The organism is Oceanimonas aquatica (assembly GCF_030732065.1).
Taxonomy (GTDB): Bacteria; Pseudomonadota; Gammaproteobacteria; order Enterobacterales; family Aeromonadaceae; genus Oceanimonas.
Window position 1 is genome coordinate 626971 of record NZ_JAVBHX010000001.1, and the last position, 18801, is coordinate 645771.

At 62.0% G+C, this 18801-nt stretch carries 20 protein-coding genes; 10 read left to right on the forward strand and 10 right to left on the reverse strand.

Annotated elements, in window-relative coordinates:
* Positions 1-12: 12 nt before the first annotated feature.
* Positions 13-426, forward strand: a complete 414-nt coding sequence (locus Q9290_RS02960) for a c-type cytochrome (protein ID WP_306078128.1) — start codon at positions 13-15, stop codon at positions 424-426.
* Here Q9290_RS02960 and Q9290_RS02965 read toward each other — a convergent pair.
* Together Q9290_RS02965 and Q9290_RS02970 are read right to left on the reverse strand one after the other, a co-directional pair.
* Complete coding sequence (locus Q9290_RS02965) at positions 423-1832, reverse strand: heavy metal sensor histidine kinase (protein WP_306078129.1); 1410 nt, start codon at positions 1830-1832, stop codon at positions 423-425. The two genes, Q9290_RS02960 and Q9290_RS02965, sit on opposite strands and share 4 nt — an antisense overlap.
* Before the next feature lie 45 nt (positions 1833-1877).
* Complete coding sequence (locus Q9290_RS02970) at positions 1878-2558, reverse strand: type 1 glutamine amidotransferase domain-containing protein (protein ID WP_306078130.1); 681 nt, start codon at positions 2556-2558, stop codon at positions 1878-1880.
* A gap of 145 nt (positions 2559-2703) precedes the next feature.
* Here Q9290_RS02970 and Q9290_RS02975 point away from each other — a divergent pair, with 145 nt between their 5' ends.
* Positions 2704-2895: a hypothetical protein gene (locus Q9290_RS02975; RefSeq protein WP_306078131.1), complete on the forward strand. Its 192-nt coding sequence runs from the start codon at positions 2704-2706 to the stop codon at positions 2893-2895.
* Between the two features lie 142 nt (positions 2896-3037).
* Here Q9290_RS02975 and Q9290_RS02980 read toward each other — a convergent pair whose 3' ends face one another.
* Entirely contained in the window at positions 3038-5188 is a 2151-nt protein-coding gene (locus Q9290_RS02980) for an FAD-dependent oxidoreductase (protein WP_306078132.1), read from the reverse strand.
* A gap of 103 nt (positions 5189-5291) precedes the next feature.
* On the opposite strand from Q9290_RS02980, the gene Q9290_RS02985 reads away from it, so the two are divergent.
* From Q9290_RS02985 to Q9290_RS03005, 5 genes are all read left to right on the forward strand, one after another.
* Positions 5292-6416: an efflux RND transporter periplasmic adaptor subunit gene (locus Q9290_RS02985; protein WP_306078133.1), complete on the forward strand. Its 1125-nt coding sequence runs from the start codon at positions 5292-5294 to the stop codon at positions 6414-6416.
* Positions 6416-9520 carry an efflux RND transporter permease subunit gene (locus tag Q9290_RS02990; RefSeq protein WP_306078134.1) on the forward strand — a complete coding sequence of 1035 codons (3105 nt, stop codon included), beginning with the start codon at positions 6416-6418 and terminating at the stop codon, positions 9518-9520. The genes Q9290_RS02985 and Q9290_RS02990 overlap by 1 nt, the downstream gene beginning before the upstream one ends.
* Positions 9517-10401, forward strand: a complete 885-nt coding sequence (locus Q9290_RS02995; RefSeq protein ID WP_306078135.1) for a patatin-like phospholipase family protein — start codon at positions 9517-9519, stop codon at positions 10399-10401. Before Q9290_RS02990 ends, Q9290_RS02995 begins: the two co-directional genes overlap by 4 nt.
* 25 nt (positions 10402-10426) lie before the next feature.
* Positions 10427-10642, forward strand: a complete 216-nt coding sequence (locus tag Q9290_RS03000; protein WP_306078136.1) for a hypothetical protein — start codon at positions 10427-10429, stop codon at positions 10640-10642.
* A gap of 61 nt (positions 10643-10703) precedes the next feature.
* Positions 10704-11066 (forward strand): cupin domain-containing protein, encoded by a 363-nt coding sequence (locus Q9290_RS03005; RefSeq protein ID WP_306078137.1) that lies wholly within the window; start codon positions 10704-10706, stop codon positions 11064-11066.
* Positions 11067-11103: 37 nt separating this feature from the next.
* Here the strand turns inward: Q9290_RS03005 and Q9290_RS03010 are convergent, their stop codons facing one another.
* Positions 11104-11607: a Gfo/Idh/MocA family oxidoreductase gene (locus Q9290_RS03010; RefSeq protein WP_306078138.1), complete on the reverse strand. Its 504-nt coding sequence runs from the start codon at positions 11605-11607 to the stop codon at positions 11104-11106.
* A gap of 33 nt (positions 11608-11640) precedes the next feature.
* Here Q9290_RS03010 and Q9290_RS03015 point away from each other — a divergent pair, with 33 nt between their 5' ends.
* The 3 genes from Q9290_RS03015 (at position 11641) to Q9290_RS03025 (ending at position 14177) form a co-directional block, all read left to right on the forward strand.
* Positions 11641-12156 carry a GNAT family N-acetyltransferase gene (locus tag Q9290_RS03015; RefSeq protein WP_306078139.1) on the forward strand — a complete coding sequence of 172 codons (516 nt, stop codon included), beginning with the start codon at positions 11641-11643 and terminating at the stop codon, positions 12154-12156.
* 113 nt (positions 12157-12269) lie between these two features.
* Positions 12270-13328, forward strand: coding sequence for an NAD(P)H-dependent flavin oxidoreductase (locus Q9290_RS03020; RefSeq protein ID WP_306078140.1), 1059 nt, complete (start codon positions 12270-12272; stop codon positions 13326-13328).
* A gap of 3 nt (positions 13329-13331) precedes the next feature.
* Positions 13332-14177: an AraC family transcriptional regulator gene (locus Q9290_RS03025; protein ID WP_306078141.1), complete on the forward strand. Its 846-nt coding sequence runs from the start codon at positions 13332-13334 to the stop codon at positions 14175-14177.
* On the opposite strand, the gene Q9290_RS03030 is transcribed toward Q9290_RS03025, so the two are convergent.
* The 6 genes from Q9290_RS03030 to Q9290_RS03055 all read right to left on the reverse strand — a co-directional run bounded on the left by Q9290_RS03030 (position 14159) and on the right by Q9290_RS03055 (position 18789).
* Positions 14159-14749: a LysE family translocator gene (locus Q9290_RS03030; protein WP_306078142.1), complete on the reverse strand. Its 591-nt coding sequence runs from the start codon at positions 14747-14749 to the stop codon at positions 14159-14161. The genes Q9290_RS03025 and Q9290_RS03030 overlap by 19 nt on opposite strands.
* A gap of 96 nt (positions 14750-14845) precedes the next feature.
* Positions 14846-15325 (reverse strand): DUF3299 domain-containing protein, encoded by a 480-nt coding sequence (locus Q9290_RS03035; protein WP_306078143.1) that lies wholly within the window; start codon positions 15323-15325, stop codon positions 14846-14848.
* Entirely contained in the window at positions 15322-16569 is a 1248-nt protein-coding gene (locus Q9290_RS03040) for an ABC transporter permease (RefSeq protein WP_306078144.1), read from the reverse strand. Before Q9290_RS03040 ends, Q9290_RS03035 begins: the two co-directional genes overlap by 4 nt.
* The gene (locus Q9290_RS03045; RefSeq protein ID WP_306078145.1) at positions 16550-17248 is read right to left on the reverse strand and encodes an ABC transporter ATP-binding protein; all 699 of its coding nucleotides are present in this window, start codon (positions 17246-17248) and stop codon (positions 16550-16552) included. Before Q9290_RS03045 ends, Q9290_RS03040 begins: the two co-directional genes overlap by 20 nt.
* A gap of 1 nt (position 17249) precedes the next feature.
* Positions 17250-17855, reverse strand: a complete 606-nt coding sequence (locus tag Q9290_RS03050; protein ID WP_306078146.1) for a DUF2796 domain-containing protein — start codon at positions 17853-17855, stop codon at positions 17250-17252.
* A 40-nt stretch (positions 17856-17895) separates the two neighbouring features.
* The gene (locus tag Q9290_RS03055) at positions 17896-18789 is read right to left on the reverse strand and encodes a LysR family transcriptional regulator (protein ID WP_306078147.1); all 894 of its coding nucleotides are present in this window, start codon (positions 18787-18789) and stop codon (positions 17896-17898) included.
* Positions 18790-18801: the final 12 nt, after the last annotated feature.

Here is an 18801-nt window from a genome sequence, read left to right on the forward strand (position 1 = left end):
AGGAGACAGAATGTGAGCAAGTCATCGGATTCCTCCCGCTGGGTGCTCTGGCTTGGCGGTGCCTTGGCCCTGCTGCTGCTTGCCATGATCGCCGGCCACTTTCTGATGGGTGGCAGCCAAATGTGGGGGGACATGCCCCACGACCGGGTGTTTCCGGCGCAGGGAAAGGCCGCCTACGGTGAGTATTGTGCCAGTTGCCACGGCACCGATCTCAGGGGTTCACCCAAGGGGCCGCCCTTTATTCACAAGGTGTACGAGCCTTCTCATCACGGTGATGAGGCCTTTTACCGGGCCGCCGCCAACGGTGTGCGTGCCCATCACTGGCGCTTTGGCGATATGCCACCGGTGGAAGGCATCAGTCGTGACGAGGTGAGCGACATCATCGGCTACGTGCGTGAACAGCAACGGCAAAACGGCATTCATTAAGCCGGCTGTTGCGGACTGGCGGGAAAATGCATGGTAAAGCAGGTTTCCCGCGGGTCTGAGTGCACCGACAGGGTGCCGCCGTGGCTGGTGACAATGGCCCGGGCTATGGCCAGGCCCAGCCCGGTGCCTTCCGTCACCGTCTGGCGTGCGTGATCGGCCCGGTAAAAACGGTCGAACAGTCGCGGCCATTCTTCCCGGGGAATGGCCGGGCCCGGGTTGGCCACCACCAGGCTGGCGCCGGCCTCGTCGGTCTTCAGGCGAATGTGCACTTCTCGCCGGGGCGGTGTGTAGCGAATGGCATTGGTCAGCAGGTTGCTGATGGCCCGTTGCAGCATGGCTCTGTCTCCCTGCATCCGCGCCTGGCCCTGGCGATTCAGCCGCACCTGCTGCTCACTGGCCAGGGGCTCGAAAAACTCGATCAGTTCATCTACCTCGTCGGCCAGATCCAGGGGTTCGCATTGCATGGCGAGCTGCCCCTGATCGGACTTGGCCAGAAACAGCATTTCATTGATCATTCTGCCCAGCCGCTCGGCGGCCTCCAGGTTCGCGTAGAGGGCCTCCCGGTAGTCGCCCGCTGTACGCGTCTGGCTAAGGGCCACCTGGGTCTGTAACAGCAGGCTGTTGACCGGGGTGCGTAATTCGTGGGCAATGTCCGACGAAAAGGTGGTCAGCCGCTGAAAGGAGTCTTCCAGCCGGTCCAGCATATCGTTAAAGGCCCGAATCGGCCCATGCAGCTCCGCCGGTGCCTTGCTGAGTGGCAGTCGGTGATCCAGCTTGCTGGCGGTCACTTGAGTGGACAGCCGGGCCAGAGAGCGCAGGGGCTTGAGCCCGGAGTGAGAGGCCAGCCAGCCCAGCAGCACCGAAATAAGGGCGATGCCGGCGGTCAGCCAGAGCAGAGCCATATGTATTTCATCGAGAAAATGCTGGTGGTAGCGGGTGTTCACCACGACCTGCACCAGCACGGGGCCAGACTGTCCGGAAACGGGGGCTGGCAGCGAGAGCCGCTCTGTGATGCTGCGATAGCGCACGCCGCCGGTCACCCAGCTCTCATTGAACGGCAGAGCGCTGTCACTGGCAAGGGCAGGCAGTGGCGACGGGGTGGCGCGGGTATCCGCCAGCATTTGGCCCTGCAGACTTCGAATCTGCAGAAAATGATCACCGTAGCCGGACAGGGCATTCTGTAACTGCGATTCCAGCCGGCGCCAGTCGGAAGGGCCATCTTCCAGCCGGGCCGAGAGCAGGTTTTTTACCAGTATCATCTTGCCTCGAAGATCCTCCTCGTCCTGGCGGGCAAAATGCTGCTCCAGCGACTGCATCAGCACCAGACTCACCAGCCCCCAGATGGCCAGCATGGTGAGACTGAATATGATGCTCAGGCGGGAGGTGAGAGAAAGGTAACTGCCCATGGCTGGCGCTTCGCTGTGATGGCTGGCAAAGCGCCTACTGTATCGTTAACCCTTCAGCGCCGCCAGCAGGGCCTCGGCGGTGGCGCTGGACGACGCCGGGTTTTGCCCGGTAATCAGCAAGCCGTCGCTCACCACATGGCTGCTCCAGTCCGGGCCCTTGCTGTAGTGTCCGCCCTGGCCGGTGAGCATGTCTTCAATGGCAAAGGGCACGATTTCAGAGAGCCCCACGGCGGCTTCCTCGCTGTTGCTGAAACCGGTCACCTTTTTGTCTTTTACCAATGGCTCACCGGTGTGGGTTCTGGCATGGCAGAGCACGGCGGGGCCATGACACACTGCCGCCACCGGCTTGCCACTCTGAAACATGCGTTCAATCAGGCCCACGGAGGCGGCATTGCCCGCCAGATCCCACAGCGGGCCGTGGCCGCCGGGGTAAAACACCGCATCAAACTCATCGGCCTTGATGCGTGCCAGCGGATGGGTGTTGTCGAGGGCGGCCATGGCCTCGGCATCGGCTTCAAAGCGGCGGGTGTCGTCGGTCATAAAATCGGGCGCATGGCTTTTGGGGTCCAGTGGTGGCCGGCCTCCCTTGGGCGAGGCCAGGGTGATTTGCGCGCCGGCATCTTTCAGCCGGTAATAGGGCGCCGCCAGCTCTTCCAGCCAGAAGCCGGTCGGTTCACCGGTGTCGCCAAGCTGGTCGTGAGACGTCAGTACCATCAGTATCTTCATCTTGCTCTCCTCAAGGGTGCATGCGAGTGATCACATTTTATTGTAAGAATGGGGGCGGTGGTTGCGACTAAAAAATAACCACCTTTATATGTCATGGCTTGTCCATGGAGTGTGGTTGCCAATTGAGCCAGAAAGGAGACAGACCATGAAAACCCTGATGTCATTCGCCCTGGCGGCGATTTTTTCCGTGGCCATGCTGCCGGCACAGGCTACCCCGTCTGCGCCCGATACGCCGATAGTCAGCAAAACCCTGTCGATGGGGGATGGTGTTGATCACCGCCGTTGCCAAATCATGAAAAAGCGGGGCCTGAAGCTGCCCGGTTATTGCCGGCCTTAACACACCGTATGGTTTCACTTCACACCAAGGAACGTTACCCCCGCGAAAGCGGGGGGCCATGCGACAAACGACGCGGTGTTTGAAACCGTGCACCTCTGCTCTGGATGCTCACTTCATGGGCATGACGGGAGCAAATAACCGCTTATTTTCCCAGTCGCCACTGATGATAGCGGCCCAGCCAGCCCAGTAACCGTCCGGGCGCATGGGCCCGCTTCCATTCGCCGGCAACATACTTGTTGGCTTCGGCCAGGGTGGGGTAGGTGTGCACCGTGCCCAGTATTTTGTTCAGGCCAAGGCCGTGCTTCATGGCCAGCACGTATTCCGCCAGCAGCTCACCGGCGTGCTCGGCGACAATGGTCACCCCCAGAATGCGATCCTTGCCCGGCTCGGTGAGCACCTTGATAAACCCCTGCTCGGCGCCGTCGGTAATGGCCCGGTCGAGCTCTTTCAGCTCGAAACGGGTTACTTCAAAAGCCACGCCTTTCTCATTGGCCTCCTGCTCATTCAGGCCCACCCGGGCCACCTCGGGATCCACAAAGGTGCAGTGGGGGATCACGCTGTAGTCCACCGCAAAGCGCCGGAACTGGCCAAACAGGGCGTTGACACTGGCATACCAGGCCATGTGGGCGGCGGTGTGGGTGAACTGATAAGGGCCGGCCACATCGCCGGCGGCGTAAATGTTGGGATACAGGGTTTCCAGGTAGTCGTTGGTATCAATCACCCGCTCGGCAGGAATGCCCAGCTCCTGCAGACCATAGCCTTCGAGCCGGGCCTGCCGTCCCAGCGCCAGCAGCAGGGTATCGGCATCAATCTCAAGCGGTTTGTCGTCCTGGGTTGCATACAGCCTCAGGCCAGTGTTGGTGCGTTCAAAGCGATCAATATTGCAGCCGGTGAGCACGCGCACGCCATCGGTGGTCAGGGCTCGTCTAATCCATTCGCTGACGTCTGAATCCTCCCTGGGCAGCAGCCGGGCATTGCGCTGCACCAGGGTTACGTTTGAGCCGAGTCGTGCAAAGGCCTGGGCCAGCTCGCAGCCAATGGGGCCACCGCCCAGCACCAGCAGGTGCTCGGGTGGGGCATCCCGTTTGCCCATGCTCTGCCACAGGGTATCACTGGTCAGGTAATCCACTGCATCGAGCCCCGGCATCGGCGGCACAAAAGGTTGAGCGCCGGCGGCGATAATGATGCTGCGGCTGGTCAGTCGTTGGGTCTGGCCTTCGGTGGTGATCTCCACCGTCCAGGGATCGAGCAATTTGCCGTAACCTTTTATTACCTCCACGCCGAGCGCGGTATAACGCGCCACGCTGTCGTGGGGCGCCACTTTATCGATGCTGGCCTGTACCCGGTCCATCACTTGCTTAAAGCTGAATTCGGGTTGGCTGGCGCTCAGCCCATAGCGGTCGGCGTGACGCAACTGGTGGGCCACGCGGGCGCTTTTAATCAGTGCCTTGCTGGGCACGCAGCCGGTATTGAGGCAGTCGCCGCCCATGTCGCCGGCCTCAATCAGGGTGACCCTGGCTTTAACCGCAGCCGCAATATAGGCGCTCACCAGGCCGGCGGCGCCGGCGCCAATCACAATCAGGTTGCGATCAAACCGGGAAGGCGGCGTAAATCGTTGGTATACGCGGTGGCGCTGCACCTGGCGCACCAGCAGCCGGGCCAGCCAGGGAAACAGCCCCAGCAGGGCAAATGACGCCAGCAGCATGGGGGAAAGAGTGTCTCCCGGCTGCTCAATGGCGGCCAGCTGAGTGCCGGCGTTCACGTACACCAGGGTGCCGGGCAGCATGCCCAGCTGGCTGACCCAGTAAAAGGTACGGGTGGCCAGCGGCGTGAGCCCCATCAGCAGGTTGATCACAAAAAATGGAAACACCGGCACCAGCCGCAGGGTAAAAAGGTAAAAGGCGCCGTCTTGTTCAATGCCCCGGTTTACTGTGCGCAGCCGGTTGCCAAAACGGCCCTGCACCTGTTCACGCAGCAGAAAACGCGCCACCAGAAAGGCCAGGGTAGCGCCAATGCTGGAAGCGAACGACACCAGCACCAGCCCCTCAACCAGGCCGAACAGGGCGCCGGCGGCCAGGGTCATCACAGCCGCACCCGGCAGCGACAGCGCCGCCATCAGCACATAGAGCAGAAAAAAGCCACCGGTCATCAGCCAGGGGGATTCGGCCTGAGAGGCGGCAATGGCGGCCTGGTGACGTTTAAGGGCGTCCAGGGTCAGCCATTGCTGCAGGTCGAAGGCGAAAAACGCCAGTATCAGCAGGGCAAGTATCACCAGCAGCAGGATTTTTTTCATCGCTGTGTTCCTTTGGGCTTGTTTTACCGTGCAGTCGGATGAGACCGGCTGATTCTTACAACTAGACTTGATCCTAGCCGTTTGTTTTTAGCGAGGAGGATTCATGCGCTCACGCCTGCTCTGGAGCCTGGCCGGGCTGCTGGCACTGCTGCCCATGGTGGCCTTGCTGCTGGTGGTAAAGCTTGCCCAGTTCAGCGCCATGGCCGAGGCCGAAGAGCAAATGACCCTGCCGCCGGAGCGGGTGAACGCCATTGCCGTACGCGAGTACCAGTGGCAGCCACAGGTCAGGGCGGTGGGCTCTGTGGCGGCGGTGCGAGGGGCCGTGTTGCGTACCGAAGCCGAAGGCGTGGTGGCCGAGGTGGCCTTTACCGCCGGCGCCGGCGTCAAGGCCGGTGAGGTATTGTTTCGGCTGAATGATGACATTGAGCGCGCGCAACTGAACGAGGCCACCGCTGCCGCCGAGCTGGCCCGGCTCTCGTATCAACGGGCGCGGACGCTGCGCAGCAGCGGCAGTCTGGCCCAGGGGGATCTCGACGAGGCCCGAAGCCGTTACCGCCAGGCCAGCGCCCGCCAGCAGCTGATTGAGGCGCAAATCGCCAAAAAGACGCTGCGGGCGCCTTTTGCCGGGCAACTGGGCATTCGTCGCATCAGCCCGGGGCAGTTTCTGGAAAAAGGCAGCGCCGTGGTGTCGTTGCAAAGTCTGGATCCGGTGCTGGTGGACTTTTCCCTGCCCCAGCAGCGGCTGGCGGGGCTGAGGGCAGGGCTGCCGGTGGTGGTGACCGCCGACGCCTGGCCCGGGCGCACCTTTGACGGTGAGGTCAGCGCGGTTGACCCCGAGCTGGACGCAGGCACCCGCAGTGTGCGCGGGCAGGCCAGTCTTACCAACCCCGACGGCGCCTTGCGTCCGGGCATGTTTGTGCAGCTGACTCTGACTCAGCCCCAGGCCGAGGCCTTGCTGCTGGTGCCGCTGACCGCCATTATTCATGGCCCGGACGATGATGCAGTTCTTGTGATCGAGCCCGGCGAAGGCGAAAGCCGTCTGCTGCGCCGCCAGCTTGTGCGGCTCGGCCGGCGGCTGGGGGATTTTGTGGCCGTCACCGAGGGCCTGAATGCCGGCCAGCAGGTGGTCTCCACCGGGGTGTTCAAGCTGTTCCCGGGCATGGAGGTGGTGGTCGACAACCGGCTGGCACCGGCGTTTTCCCTTGACCCGCAACCGGACAACGGCTGATGCCTGCCTTTACCGATATTTTCGTGCGCCGTCCGGTGCTGGCGCTGGTGGTCAGTCTGCTGATCCTGATTGCCGGCGCCCAGGCCTGGTGGTCGCTCAGTGTGCGCCAGTATCCCGAAAGTGAAAATGCCTCTGTGGTGGTGGCCACGCCTTATGTGGGCGCCAGTGCCGAGGTTGTGCGCGGCTTTGTGACTACCGCCATTGAAGGAGCCATCGCTTCTGCCGACGGCATCGACTATGTGGAGTCGAAAAGCCTGCTGGGGCTGTCGCTGGTTACCGCCCGGCTCAAGCTCAACTACGAGCCCACCCAGGCGCTGGCGGACATTACCGCCAAGGTCAACGAGGTGCGCAACCAACTGCCCGCCGAGGCCGAGGTGCCGGCCATCAGCGTGCAGTCGGCAGACTCCGAGTTTGCCGCCGCCTACCTGAGTTTTTCTTCAGACACCCTCTCTCAGAGCGAGATCACCGACTACCTGGTGCGGGTGGTGCAGCCCCGCTTTTCGGCGCTGGCGGGGGTGCAGCGGGCCGAGATCTTTGGCGCCCGTACCTTTGCCATGCGGGTGTGGCTTCAGCCCGAGCGGCTGGCGGCACTCGGCATCAGCCCCGCCGAGGTGAGTCAGGCGCTGGCCGCCAACAACTTTTTATCGGCGGTAGGCAGCACCAAGGGCGCCCTGGTGCGGGTGTACCTCACCGCCAACACCGACTTGCACAGCGCCGAGCAGTTTCGCCGGCTGGTGATCCGCGCCAGCGGCGACACCTTGGTGCGGCTGGAAGACGTAGCCAGGGTGGAGCTGGGCGCGGAAGACTACGACACCGAGGTGAGCTTTAACGGCCAGAACGCGGTGTTTATGGGGATTTTTCCGCTGCCCAACACCAATGTGATCGAGGTCATTGCCGGTGTGCGGGACGATCTCGGCAAACTCAAGGCCGAACTGCCCGAGGGGCTGGCGGCAGAGATCGGCTACGACGCCTCGGAATACGTGGACAACGCCATTCGCGAGGTGGTGGGTACCCTGGCCGAAACCCTGCTGATTGTTATTGGCGTGATCTTTCTGTTTCTTGGCTCCTGGCGCTCGGTACTGGTGCCGGTGGTGGCCATTCCGGTATCGCTGGTGGGCGCCATTTTTCTGATGCAGGTGTTCGGCTTTACCCTCAACCTGCTGACGCTGCTGGCCATTGTGCTGTCGGTGGGGCTGGTGGTGGATGACGCCATCGTGATGGTGGAAAACGTGGAGCGGCACCTGCGGGAAGGACGCACCCCCAAAGAGGCGGCGCTCATCGGCGCCCGGGAACTGATGGGCCCGGTGATCGCCATGACCATGACCCTGGCGGCGGTGTACATTCCCATCGGCCTGCAGGGCGGTCTCACCGGCTCGCTGTTTCGGGAATTTGCCCTCACCCTGGCCGGCGCCGTCACCATTTCCGGACTGGTGGCGCTGACCCTGTCACCTACCATGAGTGCCACCCTGTTGAGCAGTGCCGAGCGCGAGGAGCGGGGGCTTACCGGCAGAGTGAACCATGCCTTTGACCGGCTGAAGCTGGCCTATGGTCGCTGGCTGGCCCGGGTGCTGGCCCGGCGCGCCGCGGTATACGTGCTGTGGGGTGGTCTGGGGCTGCTGGTGGTGCCCATGTATCTGTTTTCCCCCAGAGAGCTGGCGCCGCTGGAAGATCAGGGCTTTATGTTCGGCATTATCAACAACGCCGCCAATGCCTCGGCGGATCAGAAGGTGCACTTCGGCCGTGCCGCCGAGCAGGTGTTTCTGAATGCGCCGGAGCGGGCGCTGACCTTTCAGATTTTGCTGTCGCCCTCGGACCCCTTTGCCGCCGCCCTGGGGGTGGGTGGCTTCAGCGGCATGGTGGTGAAACCCTGGAATGAGCGCTCGCGTACCATTCGCGAAATGGTGCCGGAAATTCAGGCCGGCATGAACGCCATTCCCGGCCTGCAGGTGTTTGTGGCCCAGCCGCCGGCGCTGCCCGGCGGCAGCAACTTTCCGGTGGAGTTTGTAATTGCCTCCACCGACGAGCCCGCCGATATGCTGGCCTATGCTCGGCAACTGCAGCAGGCGGCTACGGAAAGCGGCCTGTTTTATTTTCCGCCGGAGATCGATCTGAAAATCGATCAGCCTCAAACCGAAATTGTGCTCGACTACCAGAAGCTGGCGGCCGTGGGGCTGACACAGCGTCAGGTGGGCCTGGATCTGGGGGCGGCGCTCGGCGGCAACTACGTTAACCGCTTCAATATCGACGGCCGGGCCTACAAGGTGATTCCGCAACTGGTACGGCGGGACCGGCTTAACCCGGAGCAGCTGGGCGACATTTACCTGCGCGGTCCGGGGCAGCAACTGGTGCCGCTGTCGGCCATTGCCGAGCTTGAAAACAACACGGTGCCGCGCGCGCTCAACCGCTTTCAGCAGCTCAACGCCATCAAGCTGTCGGGCATGACCGGCCGGCTCGACGAAGGCCTGGCGGTACTCGAAGACAAGGCCCGGGAGCTGTTGCCGGCGGACTACAGCATCAACTACACCGGCGAGTCGCGCCAGCTGCGCACCGAGGGCGGTAAGTTTCTGTCGGCCCTGGGGCTGGCCATTGTGATGATTTTTCTGGTGCTGGCGGTGCAGTTCAATTCCTTTCGCGATCCGCTGGTGATTTTGCTGGGCTCGGTGCCGCTGGCCATGTTTGGCGCGCTGATTTTTACCGTACTGAAAATGCCCAACCCGGATCTGCCGTTCTGGACCGACGGCTGGACCACCACCCTGAACATTTACGCCCAGGTGGGGCTGGTGACCCTGGTGGGGTTGATCGCCAAAAACGGCATATTGATCGTGGAATTCGCCAACAAGCTGCAGCAACAGGGCCTGGCCAAGGCCGAGGCCATTGAGCAGGCGGCCATGACCCGGCTCAGGCCGGTGCTGATGACCTCGGCGGCCACCGTGGCCGGACATTTTCCGCTGATCCTGGTGGATGGCCCGGGAGCGGCGGCGCGTAATTCCATCGGCCTGGTGCTGGTGGGCGGCATGGCCATCGGCACCTTTTTCACGCTGTTTGTGGTGCCCTCGCTGTATCTGTTGCTGGCGCGCCGTCACGTCCGGGAGGAAACCACATGAGCAAACACGGGCCGGGTCGCACCGCCCTGGTGCTGGCCGGCGGTGGCAGCCTTGGGGCGGTGCAGGTGGGCATGCTGCAGGCGCTGATAGAATACGGTTTTGAGGCCGATCTGGTGGTGGGCGCCTCGGTGGGAGCCATTAATGGCGCTTATTTTGCCGCGCGACCCCACCGCCACGGCGTGGAAGAGCTAGCCGATATTTGGCTGTCGCTGCGCAGTAAAGACGTGTTTCCCATTCATACCTTTAGCGCCATCAAGTCGCTGCTGCTGGGGCAGAACCACCTGGTGCAGGCCGATGCCCTGGCGCACCTGCTGGAGCGGCGGCTGCCGGTCCAGCACATTGAAGACACCGCACTGCCGCTGCACATCGTCGCCACCGAGTTGCTCACCGGCAAGGAAAACGTGCTCTCCACCGGCCCCCTGATCGATGCCCTGCTGGCCAGTGCCGCCATTCCCATGATCTACCCCCACCGGGAGATTGCCGGCAAGGCACTGGTGGACGGCAGCGTGGCCAGCAACACGCCCATCGCCAGTGCCGTGGCCCTGGGCGCCGAGCGGCTGCTGGTGCTGCCTACGGGTTTTGGCTGCGCCTGTCCGGCGGTGCCGGCCAGCATGGCCTCGCTGGCCCTGCATACCCTGAATCTGCTCAGCATGTGGCAGCTGGTGCGGGACGTGGAGCATTATCAGCAGCAGGCCGATATTCACGTGGTGGCGCCGCTGTGCCCCCAGGCGGTATCGGTGTTCGACTTTTCGGTCACCGCCGGTCTGATCCGCCGTGCCCGGCTGCACACCCAGCGCTGGATTCGCGAAGGAGGACTTACCCGCACCGGGGTGCCCGACAGCCTGCGGCCCCATCATCATGGTGGTGAGGCGGGCATGTAATCGCGAGGTGGCCCGCTGGAGCTTTGTGGCCAACTTCGTTATCGCGCTGGGTGGCGCCGGGCTCTATTTTCTGGAAAAAGGCGGTCACGTCAGCCTGATCGGCCCCCTGTTTGGCGTGGAGCACAGTTACGCCAAATTGCTGGGGATCACCCTGTTTATTCTGGCCGCGGGCCTGATCAGCTTTACCCTGGGGCTTCGGGCACGGGCCGCACTTGCGGTAACCACCAAGGCTCGGCCGTGAATCATGAAGAAGGGAGCCTGTGTTACTCTGCGATATTCCGACTGCAAGGAATAACGTGATCATGTTCAATCTGTTTCATCCGCTGCCGGCGGATATGACCGAGGAGCGGTTTGAAAATCTGCTCGCTACTCCCCATGTGCGCATCGAACGTATTGTCTCTCAGGGGCACACCTCGCCCGCGCAAGGCTGGTACGATCAGGACGAAGACGAATGGGTGCTGGTGCTGACCGGCAGCGGTACGCTGGAATTTGAGGATGGTCGGCGGCAAATGTTGGCACCCGGGGACCATCTTTATATTCCCGCTCATCAGAAACACAGGGTGTGTTATACCGCACCCGATGAGCCGACCATCTGGCTGGCGGTGTTTGTGCCGGCGGCGGGGCGGGAAAGACATGCGGATATAAAAAGCCCCGAGCCAGGGTAATGGCTCAGGGCTTTTTGTTTTTATTCGGGCTTATGGATCAGTAGAAGTTATCACTGGCCTTGGTGGCGACCATTTCGCCGTTAAACAGGGAGAGCACAAGAGCAGAAATACGTTCATGCATAATGATGGTGTGATAGTTGCCCGTATCCTGCATATGCTGGCGCAGGGAATCACGCACGGCCTTTACTCCGGTAACATCGATTAAAATGTCCAACTGCTGGCTGTCCTTCAGCAGATCCTGCATATCGGTAGTGGTGGCAACGCCGTGCTCTTTGGCCAGCAACATGCCCGGCGCTTCCGGGTTCATGTCGGCCACGCCAAGAATGTTGACGAAGTCCGCTTCAACCAGCTTGTTTAACAGCGCCAGTCCGGCATGACCACCGCCAATCACGGCAACCGTGAATCGATCCATATTCATAGTGTTATCCTTTGCTTCGTTGTTATTGTTTTTAAAAGTAAAAAACCAGATTTTCCAAGTCAGGGTGACAAAAAACATTCCCGTTGCCAAGAGCCAAAAGGCGTATTCTTTAGCGCTGAACATGCTCGTTTGGTGTGTATTGAGAGGAGACCGACATTGCGTTACACCATAGCACCCATCACGGCAGCGGATGACGCCGCCATTTGCCGGATCATTCAGGACGTGGGGGCCGAGTTCGGCGCCGTGGGTGAAGGCTTTGGCCCCGGCGATGACGAGGTGCGCTGCATGAGCCGGCACTATCGCCCCGAGGGCAGAAGCTGTTACCTGGTGGCCAGGCTGAACGGCGAGGTCGTGGGTGGGGCTGGCCTGGCCCCGCTGGGCAACAGCAGAGAGCTTTGCGAGCTAAAAAAGCTGTTTCTGCTGCAAGCCGCTCGCGGCCATGGCCTTGGCCAGCGGCTCGTCGAGGCCTGCCTGGTGTTTGCCAGAGAGCAGGGGTTCTCGGCCTGTTATCTTGATACCCTGAGTTCCATGACCAATGCCATTGCCCTCTATGAAAAGCTCGGTTTTCGTCATCTCGACGGGCCTCTGATGGCCTCGGAACATGGTGGCTGTGATGTGTGGATGCTGAAGCAATGGCCGGTTGCGGCCCGGCAGGATGAAAGTATCGTTTGAGTGCTTTTGTGACCATATCGCCACCATTGTGCGTTGTGTTCGCCATCGCCGCGCTATAGGGTGGGTCATGGGCGAGGATATGTGTACCCTGGCCGATTCAACAAGGAGCCCCCATGTCGTCAAGCCGTGCGCTGTTAAAGCTGCTGGGAATACGTTATCCCCTTATTCAGGCCCCGATGGCGGGCGTGTCCACCCCTGAACTTGCCGCTGCCGTCTCCAACGCCGGCGGTCTGGGCTCCCTCGGCATTGGCGCGAGCTCCCTGGAAGATGCCCGACGCCAGATAGAACAGACTCGGCGGCTCACCGACCAGCCGTTCAACGTCAATGTGTTTTGCCACACGCCGGCCCGGCGTGATGCCGCCACCGAGGCGGCCTGGCTGCAACATCTGCAGCCGCTGTTTGCCGAACAGGGTGAACAGCCACCGGCGCAACTGCAAGAGATCTACCTAAGCTTCAATCACAGCCCGGCTATGCAGGCGTTATTAATTGAGCTGCGTCCGGCCGTGGTCAGCTTTCATTTTGGTCTGCCCCCGGCGGGCTTGCTCGAGCGGCTGCATGAGGCCGGTGTGGTCACCCTGGCCACTGCCACCAGCCTGGAAGAAGCTCGGGCTATTGAAGCCGCCGGTGTTCACGGTGTGGTAGCCCAGGGTATTGAAGCGGGCGGCCACAGAGGCATGTTTGACCCTGATGTTCACGACCAGCAGCTGAGCACCGTCGAGCTGGTGAGGCTGCTGGTAAACGAAGGTCGGCTGCCGGTGATCGCCGCCGGCGGCATCATGAATGGCGAAGACATGCAGGCCATGCTGGCGCTGGGGGCGGCGGCGGTGCAACTGGGTACCGCCTTTGTGGCCTGCCCGGAGTCGGCGGCCAATGACGGCTACCGGCAGCGGCTGCTGAATGCCGGCCAGACCCGACTGACCCGCACCCTGTCCGGCCGTCCTGCCCGGGGCCTGGTGAACCGCTTTATTGAGCATGGTGAGGCCGCCGGTGCCCCCGTTCCACCCGATTATCCGGTGGCCTATGACGCCGCCAAGCGGCTTAACGGGGCCGTGAACAGGCGCGGTTGTGATGACTTTGCCGCTCACTGGGCCGGCACGGGCGTGACCCGGGCCCGCTCGCAGCCGGCCTGCGAGCTGGTGGCCAGGCTGGCGGCGGAAGCAAAGGGCGAATGACACATGGCGAGCGCTAACGGGCCTTCGAACCACTCCGCGACCAGGCCGGTGTTCTGGCGGGATCCGCGCATGCCCCAGGTGGAGCTGCGTTATATCGATGATGGCCGCGAGGTCGGTTATGCTCCTCACAGCCATGTGCAGTGGTCCCTTGGCGCTATTACCAATGGCGAAAGCACCTTTTTCTACCGTAACGAACAACATGAGGTACAGGCGGGGGATCTGGTGTTGATGAACCCGGACTGGGTGCATGCCTGCAATCCGGTTGAGCACAGCCCCTGGGCCTATTTCATGATGTATGTGGATACCGGCTGGCTGACCCGGCTGCGTTTTGATGCCGGCCTGTTGCCCGAAAACCAGTGGCAGGATCTGGCCACTGCGGTGATCCACGAGCGGCGCTGGTTTGACGGCTACCGCCGGCTGGCGGCCTGCCTGCTGACACCGGAGCGGCCGCTGCTGCAAAAGCAGACGGCGCTGGTCGAATACCTGTCGGCCCTGATGCATCATCTGGCGGCTCAGCCGGCCTTGTGTCCGGCACCGGTGCCTGCCCGGTTGCAGCAAGTGGCCGACCACCTGAACACTCATTGTCTGGAGGACGTGTCGCTGGATGACTTATGCCGGTTTAGCGGCTACAGCGCCAGTCATCTGGTGCGCCAGTTCAAACAGTATTTCGGTATCACCCCCCATGCTTATCTTGTGAACCGGCGCATTCAGCACGGCCAGCATCAGCTCAAGGCGGGCACTTCTATCGCCGAGGTGGCGCTGAACATGGGGTTTGCCGATCAGGCTCACTTTCAGCGCGCCTTTAAACGGCTGGTTGCCGCTACCCCGTCTCAGTATCGCAGCAAATAAAGACAGCTGGCGGCCAGCAAGAGTGCCAGCAGCCGGTTTAGCCATGCCAGCCAGCGGTCATTGTTCAGATGGCGGCGCAGACCATTGCCCAGCCATACCCAGCAGGCGAGGGAACACCAGCAGATGGGCAGGTAGATCAACGCAAACCAGCCGATCTGCTCCATACCACCATTGGTATAGGCGGCAATGCCTGAAGCCGACGCCAGCCAGGCCTTGGGATTGAGCCATTGCATCAGGGCGCCGGCGAGCAACCCCGGTGCCCGGTCCGAGCCCGGCACGGGCAATTCGCCGGACGCCGTGGCCAGGCGAACGCTCATGTACAGCAAAAAGCCGATGCCGGCCCAGTGCAGGGTGTGCAGTAGGCCAGGGCGTGCCTGCAGCAGGCCATACAGTCCAAGCCCGATGGCCATAAACAGCAGTACAAAACCGATGCTGGCACCGGTGACAAAGCGCAGGCCACGGAGTGGCGGATGGTGCAGACCACTACCCAGGCACACCAGATTAACCGGGCCGGGAGAAATGGAGGCCGCCAGCGCAAACATCGCCATTGGCAGAAACAGGGAAAAGGTCATGGTCGCTCCCGTGCAGAATGAGTAGGAAAGACTTCATTGTGCAGGGGGAGCGACGTAAAGGATTGAACGAAATTGATGTCGGCCAGAACCTCTGGGTTAAAGATCGTAAGGCTCGACCGATACCCCTTCCAGTGAATAGGCGGCGTCGGCAATGTCGTTGCTGGCGCTCACCGTGCTAAGGGTGCCGGCCACCCAGACCGCATCCCACAAGTCATCCACCTTGGCACCTTTGGGGTAGTTAACGTACACAATCTGATTGGTGGGGGGCGGCGGCACGTGAATGCAGGCGCCGAAATAGGGCACCAGAAAAAACTGGGTGACTCGCTCGCTGTCACCTTCCAATGGCACCACAAAACCGGGCAGCCTTATTTTTTTGCCGTTGAGCGCCGGTACCACCTTGCCCACCGGCTGACCGGGAATGGCGAACTCGTCGTCATGGTCCACCTCGGGAAAGGGCGGCGGGTTGAGCTGTTCTTCCAAGGGGATCAGATCGTTCCAGTCGGTCAGCTGGTAATCGTCGGCGAGGGCGGGGCCGGCCAGCAGCGCCAGCCCCAAGAGGGTATGTAACAGTTTCACTGGGTAATACTCATTCCGTCGTTAAGCGAATATCGAAATGCCTGGGCCGCCGGCAGCAGGCCGGTGATGATGCCCGCCAGCCAGACCAGCCCGAGCAGGTACCATTCTTGTACCGTGGGCAGACCAGGGGTTAACTGCAAACCGTAGTATGCCTGCATCAGGGGGGCGGCGGCCAGCAGGGCGGCGTACAGCAGCGACATGCCCAGCACCATACCCAGCAGGGTCAGCAGGGCCGCTTCCAGGGTCAACAGGCCAAACACATGTTTGGGTCCGGCCCCCAGGGAGCGCAAAATGGCCAGCTCCCGGCGCCGGGCCGTGAGCCCCGCCAGCAGGGTGGTAAGCATGCCCAGCAGGCCGGCCACCACCACAAACAGCGCAATCAGGGCGATGGCCTGCTCCGCCAGACTCATCATGCTCCACAGCTCGTGCAGGGCGGCGCCGGGCAGAATCGCCGACAAGGGCTCCCCCCGGTAGTTGTTGATGCCCCGCTGCAGGCCAAAGGCCAGCACCCGGCTCTCGAGCCCCACCAGAAAGGCGGTGATGGCGGTGGGCTCGAGGTTGGCGGCGCTGGCCTGCTCATGAGTGAGGGTGCGCGTCTGGCGGCCGCTTTGCCAGCCCAGATGAATGGCCTCCAGGCCATCGAGGCGAATGTGCACGGTGCGGTCTACCGGGGTGCCGGTAGGGGCGAGAATGCCCACCAGGGTAAAGGGCAGATCCTCGTGCAGGCTGAACGAGGTGTTGCCGGCGCCGTGGGCGATTACCAGTTCATCTCCCGGCTTATAAGCAAGCTTGCGCGCCACCTCGGCGCCGATCACCGCCTCAAAGGTGCCGGCAAAGGGGCGTCCCTGAGCAAATTCCAGGGGCTGCTGCTGGCCGTAGGCGTAATGGCGGAAATAGTCTTCGTTGGTGCCCAGCACCCGGTAACCCTGATGAGAATCCCCCAACGACAGCGGCACCGTCCAGGCCACCCCCTTCTGGTGTTTAATGCGCTGGTAGGCATCCCAGCTGATGTTGTTGGTGGGATTACCGATGCGAAACACCGAATACAACAGCAGGTTAATCTGCCCGGAGCGGGCGCCCACGATCAGATCCGTGCCCGAAATGGTGCGGGCAAAGCTGTCCTTGAGCTCGCTGCGTACCTTGTTCACGCCCACCAGCAGCACCACACTGATGGCGATGGCCAGTACCGTCAGGCCGGCGGTGAGGCGACGTGCCCACAGGCTTTTAAAGGCCAGGCTCAGCATGTTTGGCTCCGTTCAGTTGACTCAGGGATACCACGCGGGAGAATAGGGGTTCCAGCCCGGGGTCGTGGCTCACAAACACCAGGCCGCTGCCGGCGTGTTCGCACTCGGCAAACAGCAGCTGCATAAAGGCGGCACGGTTGTCTGTGTCCAGCGCCGAGGTGGGCTCGTCGGCAATCACCAGCTCGGGCCGGCCAATCAGGGCCCGGGCGGCGGCCACCCGCTGCTGCTGACCAATGCTGAGTTTGTGTACCGGTAGCGGCCACAGGGCTTCTGACAGTTGCAGGGCGGTGAGCAGACGGGCTGCCTCGCGCTCGGGCGTGTCGCTCAGGCGTTTGCGCTTGTGGCGGGAAAAGGTCAGCGCGGCGGTGACGTTATCCACCACCGAGAGGTAGGGCAACAGGTTGAACTGCTGAAAAATATAGCCCAGGTGATCGGCACGAAAGCGATCTCGCCGGTGCGACGGCAATGCGCCCAGATCCCGGCCCAGAATGTGCAGCGCGCCGGGGGCAGGGGCGTGTATGCCGGCCAGCAGGCCGAGCAGGGTGCTTTTGCCGCTGCCACTCGGGCCCTTGATAAAGAGGCGCTCGCCGGGGGCGAGCGTCAGGGCGTCAATGTTCAGCAGACTAGCCTGACCGGGCCAGGCGAACTCAAGTTGTTGAATGGAAATCAGCGCGGTCATGTTACCAGTTTGCTTGTGGTTGTTCCGGGGTCAGGGTGGCGGCCATCTGGCCGCTGGCCAGAATGCCCTGCAACTCGATGCGGTTAAAGCTGGGGAAGACCTGGAACAGGCCGGCGGCGTTCAGCGAGTTCAGCGCATCGGGCTGAGCGCACTGCCAGGCATAGTGCAGCTGAATGTCTTGATGGGCATGTTCTTTATGGTGCTCGTGCTCGTCTTCGTGATGCTCATGCTCGTCATGATCGTGGCGCTCATCATGGTCATGGTGTTCGTCATGGTCATGTTCATCATGCCCGTGGTGGTTATTCTGCTCAATATGAGCGGCCTGCTCAAGCTCACAGCCGGCGGCGGCGGGTAGGGTAAAGAGAGCGGCGGCATCCAGGCCGGTGTTAATGGCCTGAGCAAAGGCGGCTCGCTCTTCGCTGGTCGCCGGATTATGTTCAAAACCCACAATGTCCGCGGCGGGAGAAATCAGCTCCAGCATCAGGCCCTGGCCGTCCTGAGCCAGGTTGAGCTGGCCAAAGCCGTGTTCGTGCACGCCCAGCTGGATGTTGGCGGAAAGGGCAGCCGGCAGCAGGGAAACGGCGAGGGCGAGGGGTTTAATGTTCATTCGATGCTCCATTATAATTTTGTTATGTTATAACGAATCTTTACCGGGGCTGTAAAGACCCCTGATGCTGCTCACGAATAAAGTCGATAAAGGCCTGCTCGGCCCGGGACAGCCGGCGCTCTTTGGGCCAGGCCAGGCACAGGTCGAGAAAATAAGGGGTTTCAAAGGAGATGGGCACCAGGTCGGCGTCCTGTTCGATGGCCATGCGCAGAAAACTGGTCACCGCAAAGCCCTGGCGCACCACTGCCTTGAGCAAGGGAATAAGATTGCTTTCAAAGCCGATACGCGGGCGCAGACCACGCTGTTTTGCCATGTCTTCAATGTATTCCCGGTGGTAGAAACCGTGGCGAAACACCGCCAGTTCCTCGGCCAGAAAGTCATCCAGAGTAATATGAGGCTGGCAGGCGAGGGGGTGATCCCGGGCCACCACCGCCACCATTTCTTCCCGCAGCAGCGGCAACCCGCACAGCCCGGCAGGCAGATCGGCGGTGAGCACAATGCCCAGCCCCAGCCGCCCGTTCAGCAAGTGCTCCAGCACGCTCTGGGTACCGGCTTCCTCCACCCGAATGCTTAAGCCCGCATAACGGTGCTTGAACGCCATCAGCAGCGGTGGAAAGTAAAACGAGCCCAGCATGCTGGGAATGCCGATGGTGATTTCGCCGGCGTTGAGGTCGTGCAGCGCCGTCATGTCCTGCTCGGCCAGGGTCAGGGCGGCGAGAATGCGCTCGGCGTGTTCAAGCAGGCGTTTGCCTTCGGCGGTCAGGTGCAGCCGGCCCTGGCGGCGTTCAAACAGGGTCAGTCCCAGCTGTTGCTCCAGCTTCTTGATGGTCATGGTCACCGCCGGCTGGGCCAGGTGCAGCTGCTCGGCGGCACGGGTAATGTTGCCGGTGTGGGCTACGGCACTGAATTGGCGCAGCCAGCGTGGGTCGATCATAATTACGTCTTA

What these genes read in the sequence shown, in the direction of transcription:
- Q9290_RS02965 (WP_306078129.1), bottom strand. Translation starts at nt 1,832, where the DNA reads ATGGGCAGTTACCTTTCTCTCACCTCCCGCCTGAGCATCATATTCAGT.
- Q9290_RS02970 (WP_306078130.1), bottom strand. Translation starts at nt 2,558, where the DNA reads ATGAAGATACTGATGGTACTGACGTCTCACGACCAGCTTGGCGACACC.
- Q9290_RS02975 (WP_306078131.1), top strand. Translation starts at nt 2,704, where the DNA reads ATGAAAACCCTGATGTCATTCGCCCTGGCGGCGATTTTTTCCGTGGCC.
- Q9290_RS02980 (WP_306078132.1), bottom strand. Translation starts at nt 5,188, where the DNA reads ATGAAAAAAATCCTGCTGCTGGTGATACTTGCCCTGCTGATACTGGCG.
- Q9290_RS02985 (WP_306078133.1), top strand. Translation starts at nt 5,292, where the DNA reads ATGCGCTCACGCCTGCTCTGGAGCCTGGCCGGGCTGCTGGCACTGCTG.
- Q9290_RS02990 (WP_306078134.1), top strand. Translation starts at nt 6,416, where the DNA reads ATGCCTGCCTTTACCGATATTTTCGTGCGCCGTCCGGTGCTGGCGCTG.
- Q9290_RS02995 (WP_306078135.1), top strand. Translation starts at nt 9,517, where the DNA reads ATGAGCAAACACGGGCCGGGTCGCACCGCCCTGGTGCTGGCCGGCGGT.
- Q9290_RS03005 (WP_306078137.1), top strand. Translation starts at nt 10,704, where the DNA reads ATGTTCAATCTGTTTCATCCGCTGCCGGCGGATATGACCGAGGAGCGG.
- Q9290_RS03010 (WP_306078138.1), bottom strand. Translation starts at nt 11,607, where the DNA reads ATGTTCAGCGCTAAAGAATACGCCTTTTGGCTCTTGGCAACGGGAATG.
- Q9290_RS03020 (WP_306078140.1), top strand. Translation starts at nt 12,270, where the DNA reads ATGTCGTCAAGCCGTGCGCTGTTAAAGCTGCTGGGAATACGTTATCCC.
- Q9290_RS03025 (WP_306078141.1), top strand. Translation starts at nt 13,332, where the DNA reads ATGGCGAGCGCTAACGGGCCTTCGAACCACTCCGCGACCAGGCCGGTG.
- Q9290_RS03030 (WP_306078142.1), bottom strand. Translation starts at nt 14,749, where the DNA reads ATGACCTTTTCCCTGTTTCTGCCAATGGCGATGTTTGCGCTGGCGGCC.
- Q9290_RS03040 (WP_306078144.1), bottom strand. Translation starts at nt 16,569, where the DNA reads ATGCTGAGCCTGGCCTTTAAAAGCCTGTGGGCACGTCGCCTCACCGCC.
- Q9290_RS03045 (WP_306078145.1), bottom strand. Translation starts at nt 17,248, where the DNA reads ATGACCGCGCTGATTTCCATTCAACAACTTGAGTTCGCCTGGCCCGGT.
- Q9290_RS03050 (WP_306078146.1), bottom strand. Translation starts at nt 17,855, where the DNA reads ATGAACATTAAACCCCTCGCCCTCGCCGTTTCCCTGCTGCCGGCTGCC.
- Q9290_RS03055 (WP_306078147.1), bottom strand. Translation starts at nt 18,789, where the DNA reads ATGATCGACCCACGCTGGCTGCGCCAATTCAGTGCCGTAGCCCACACC.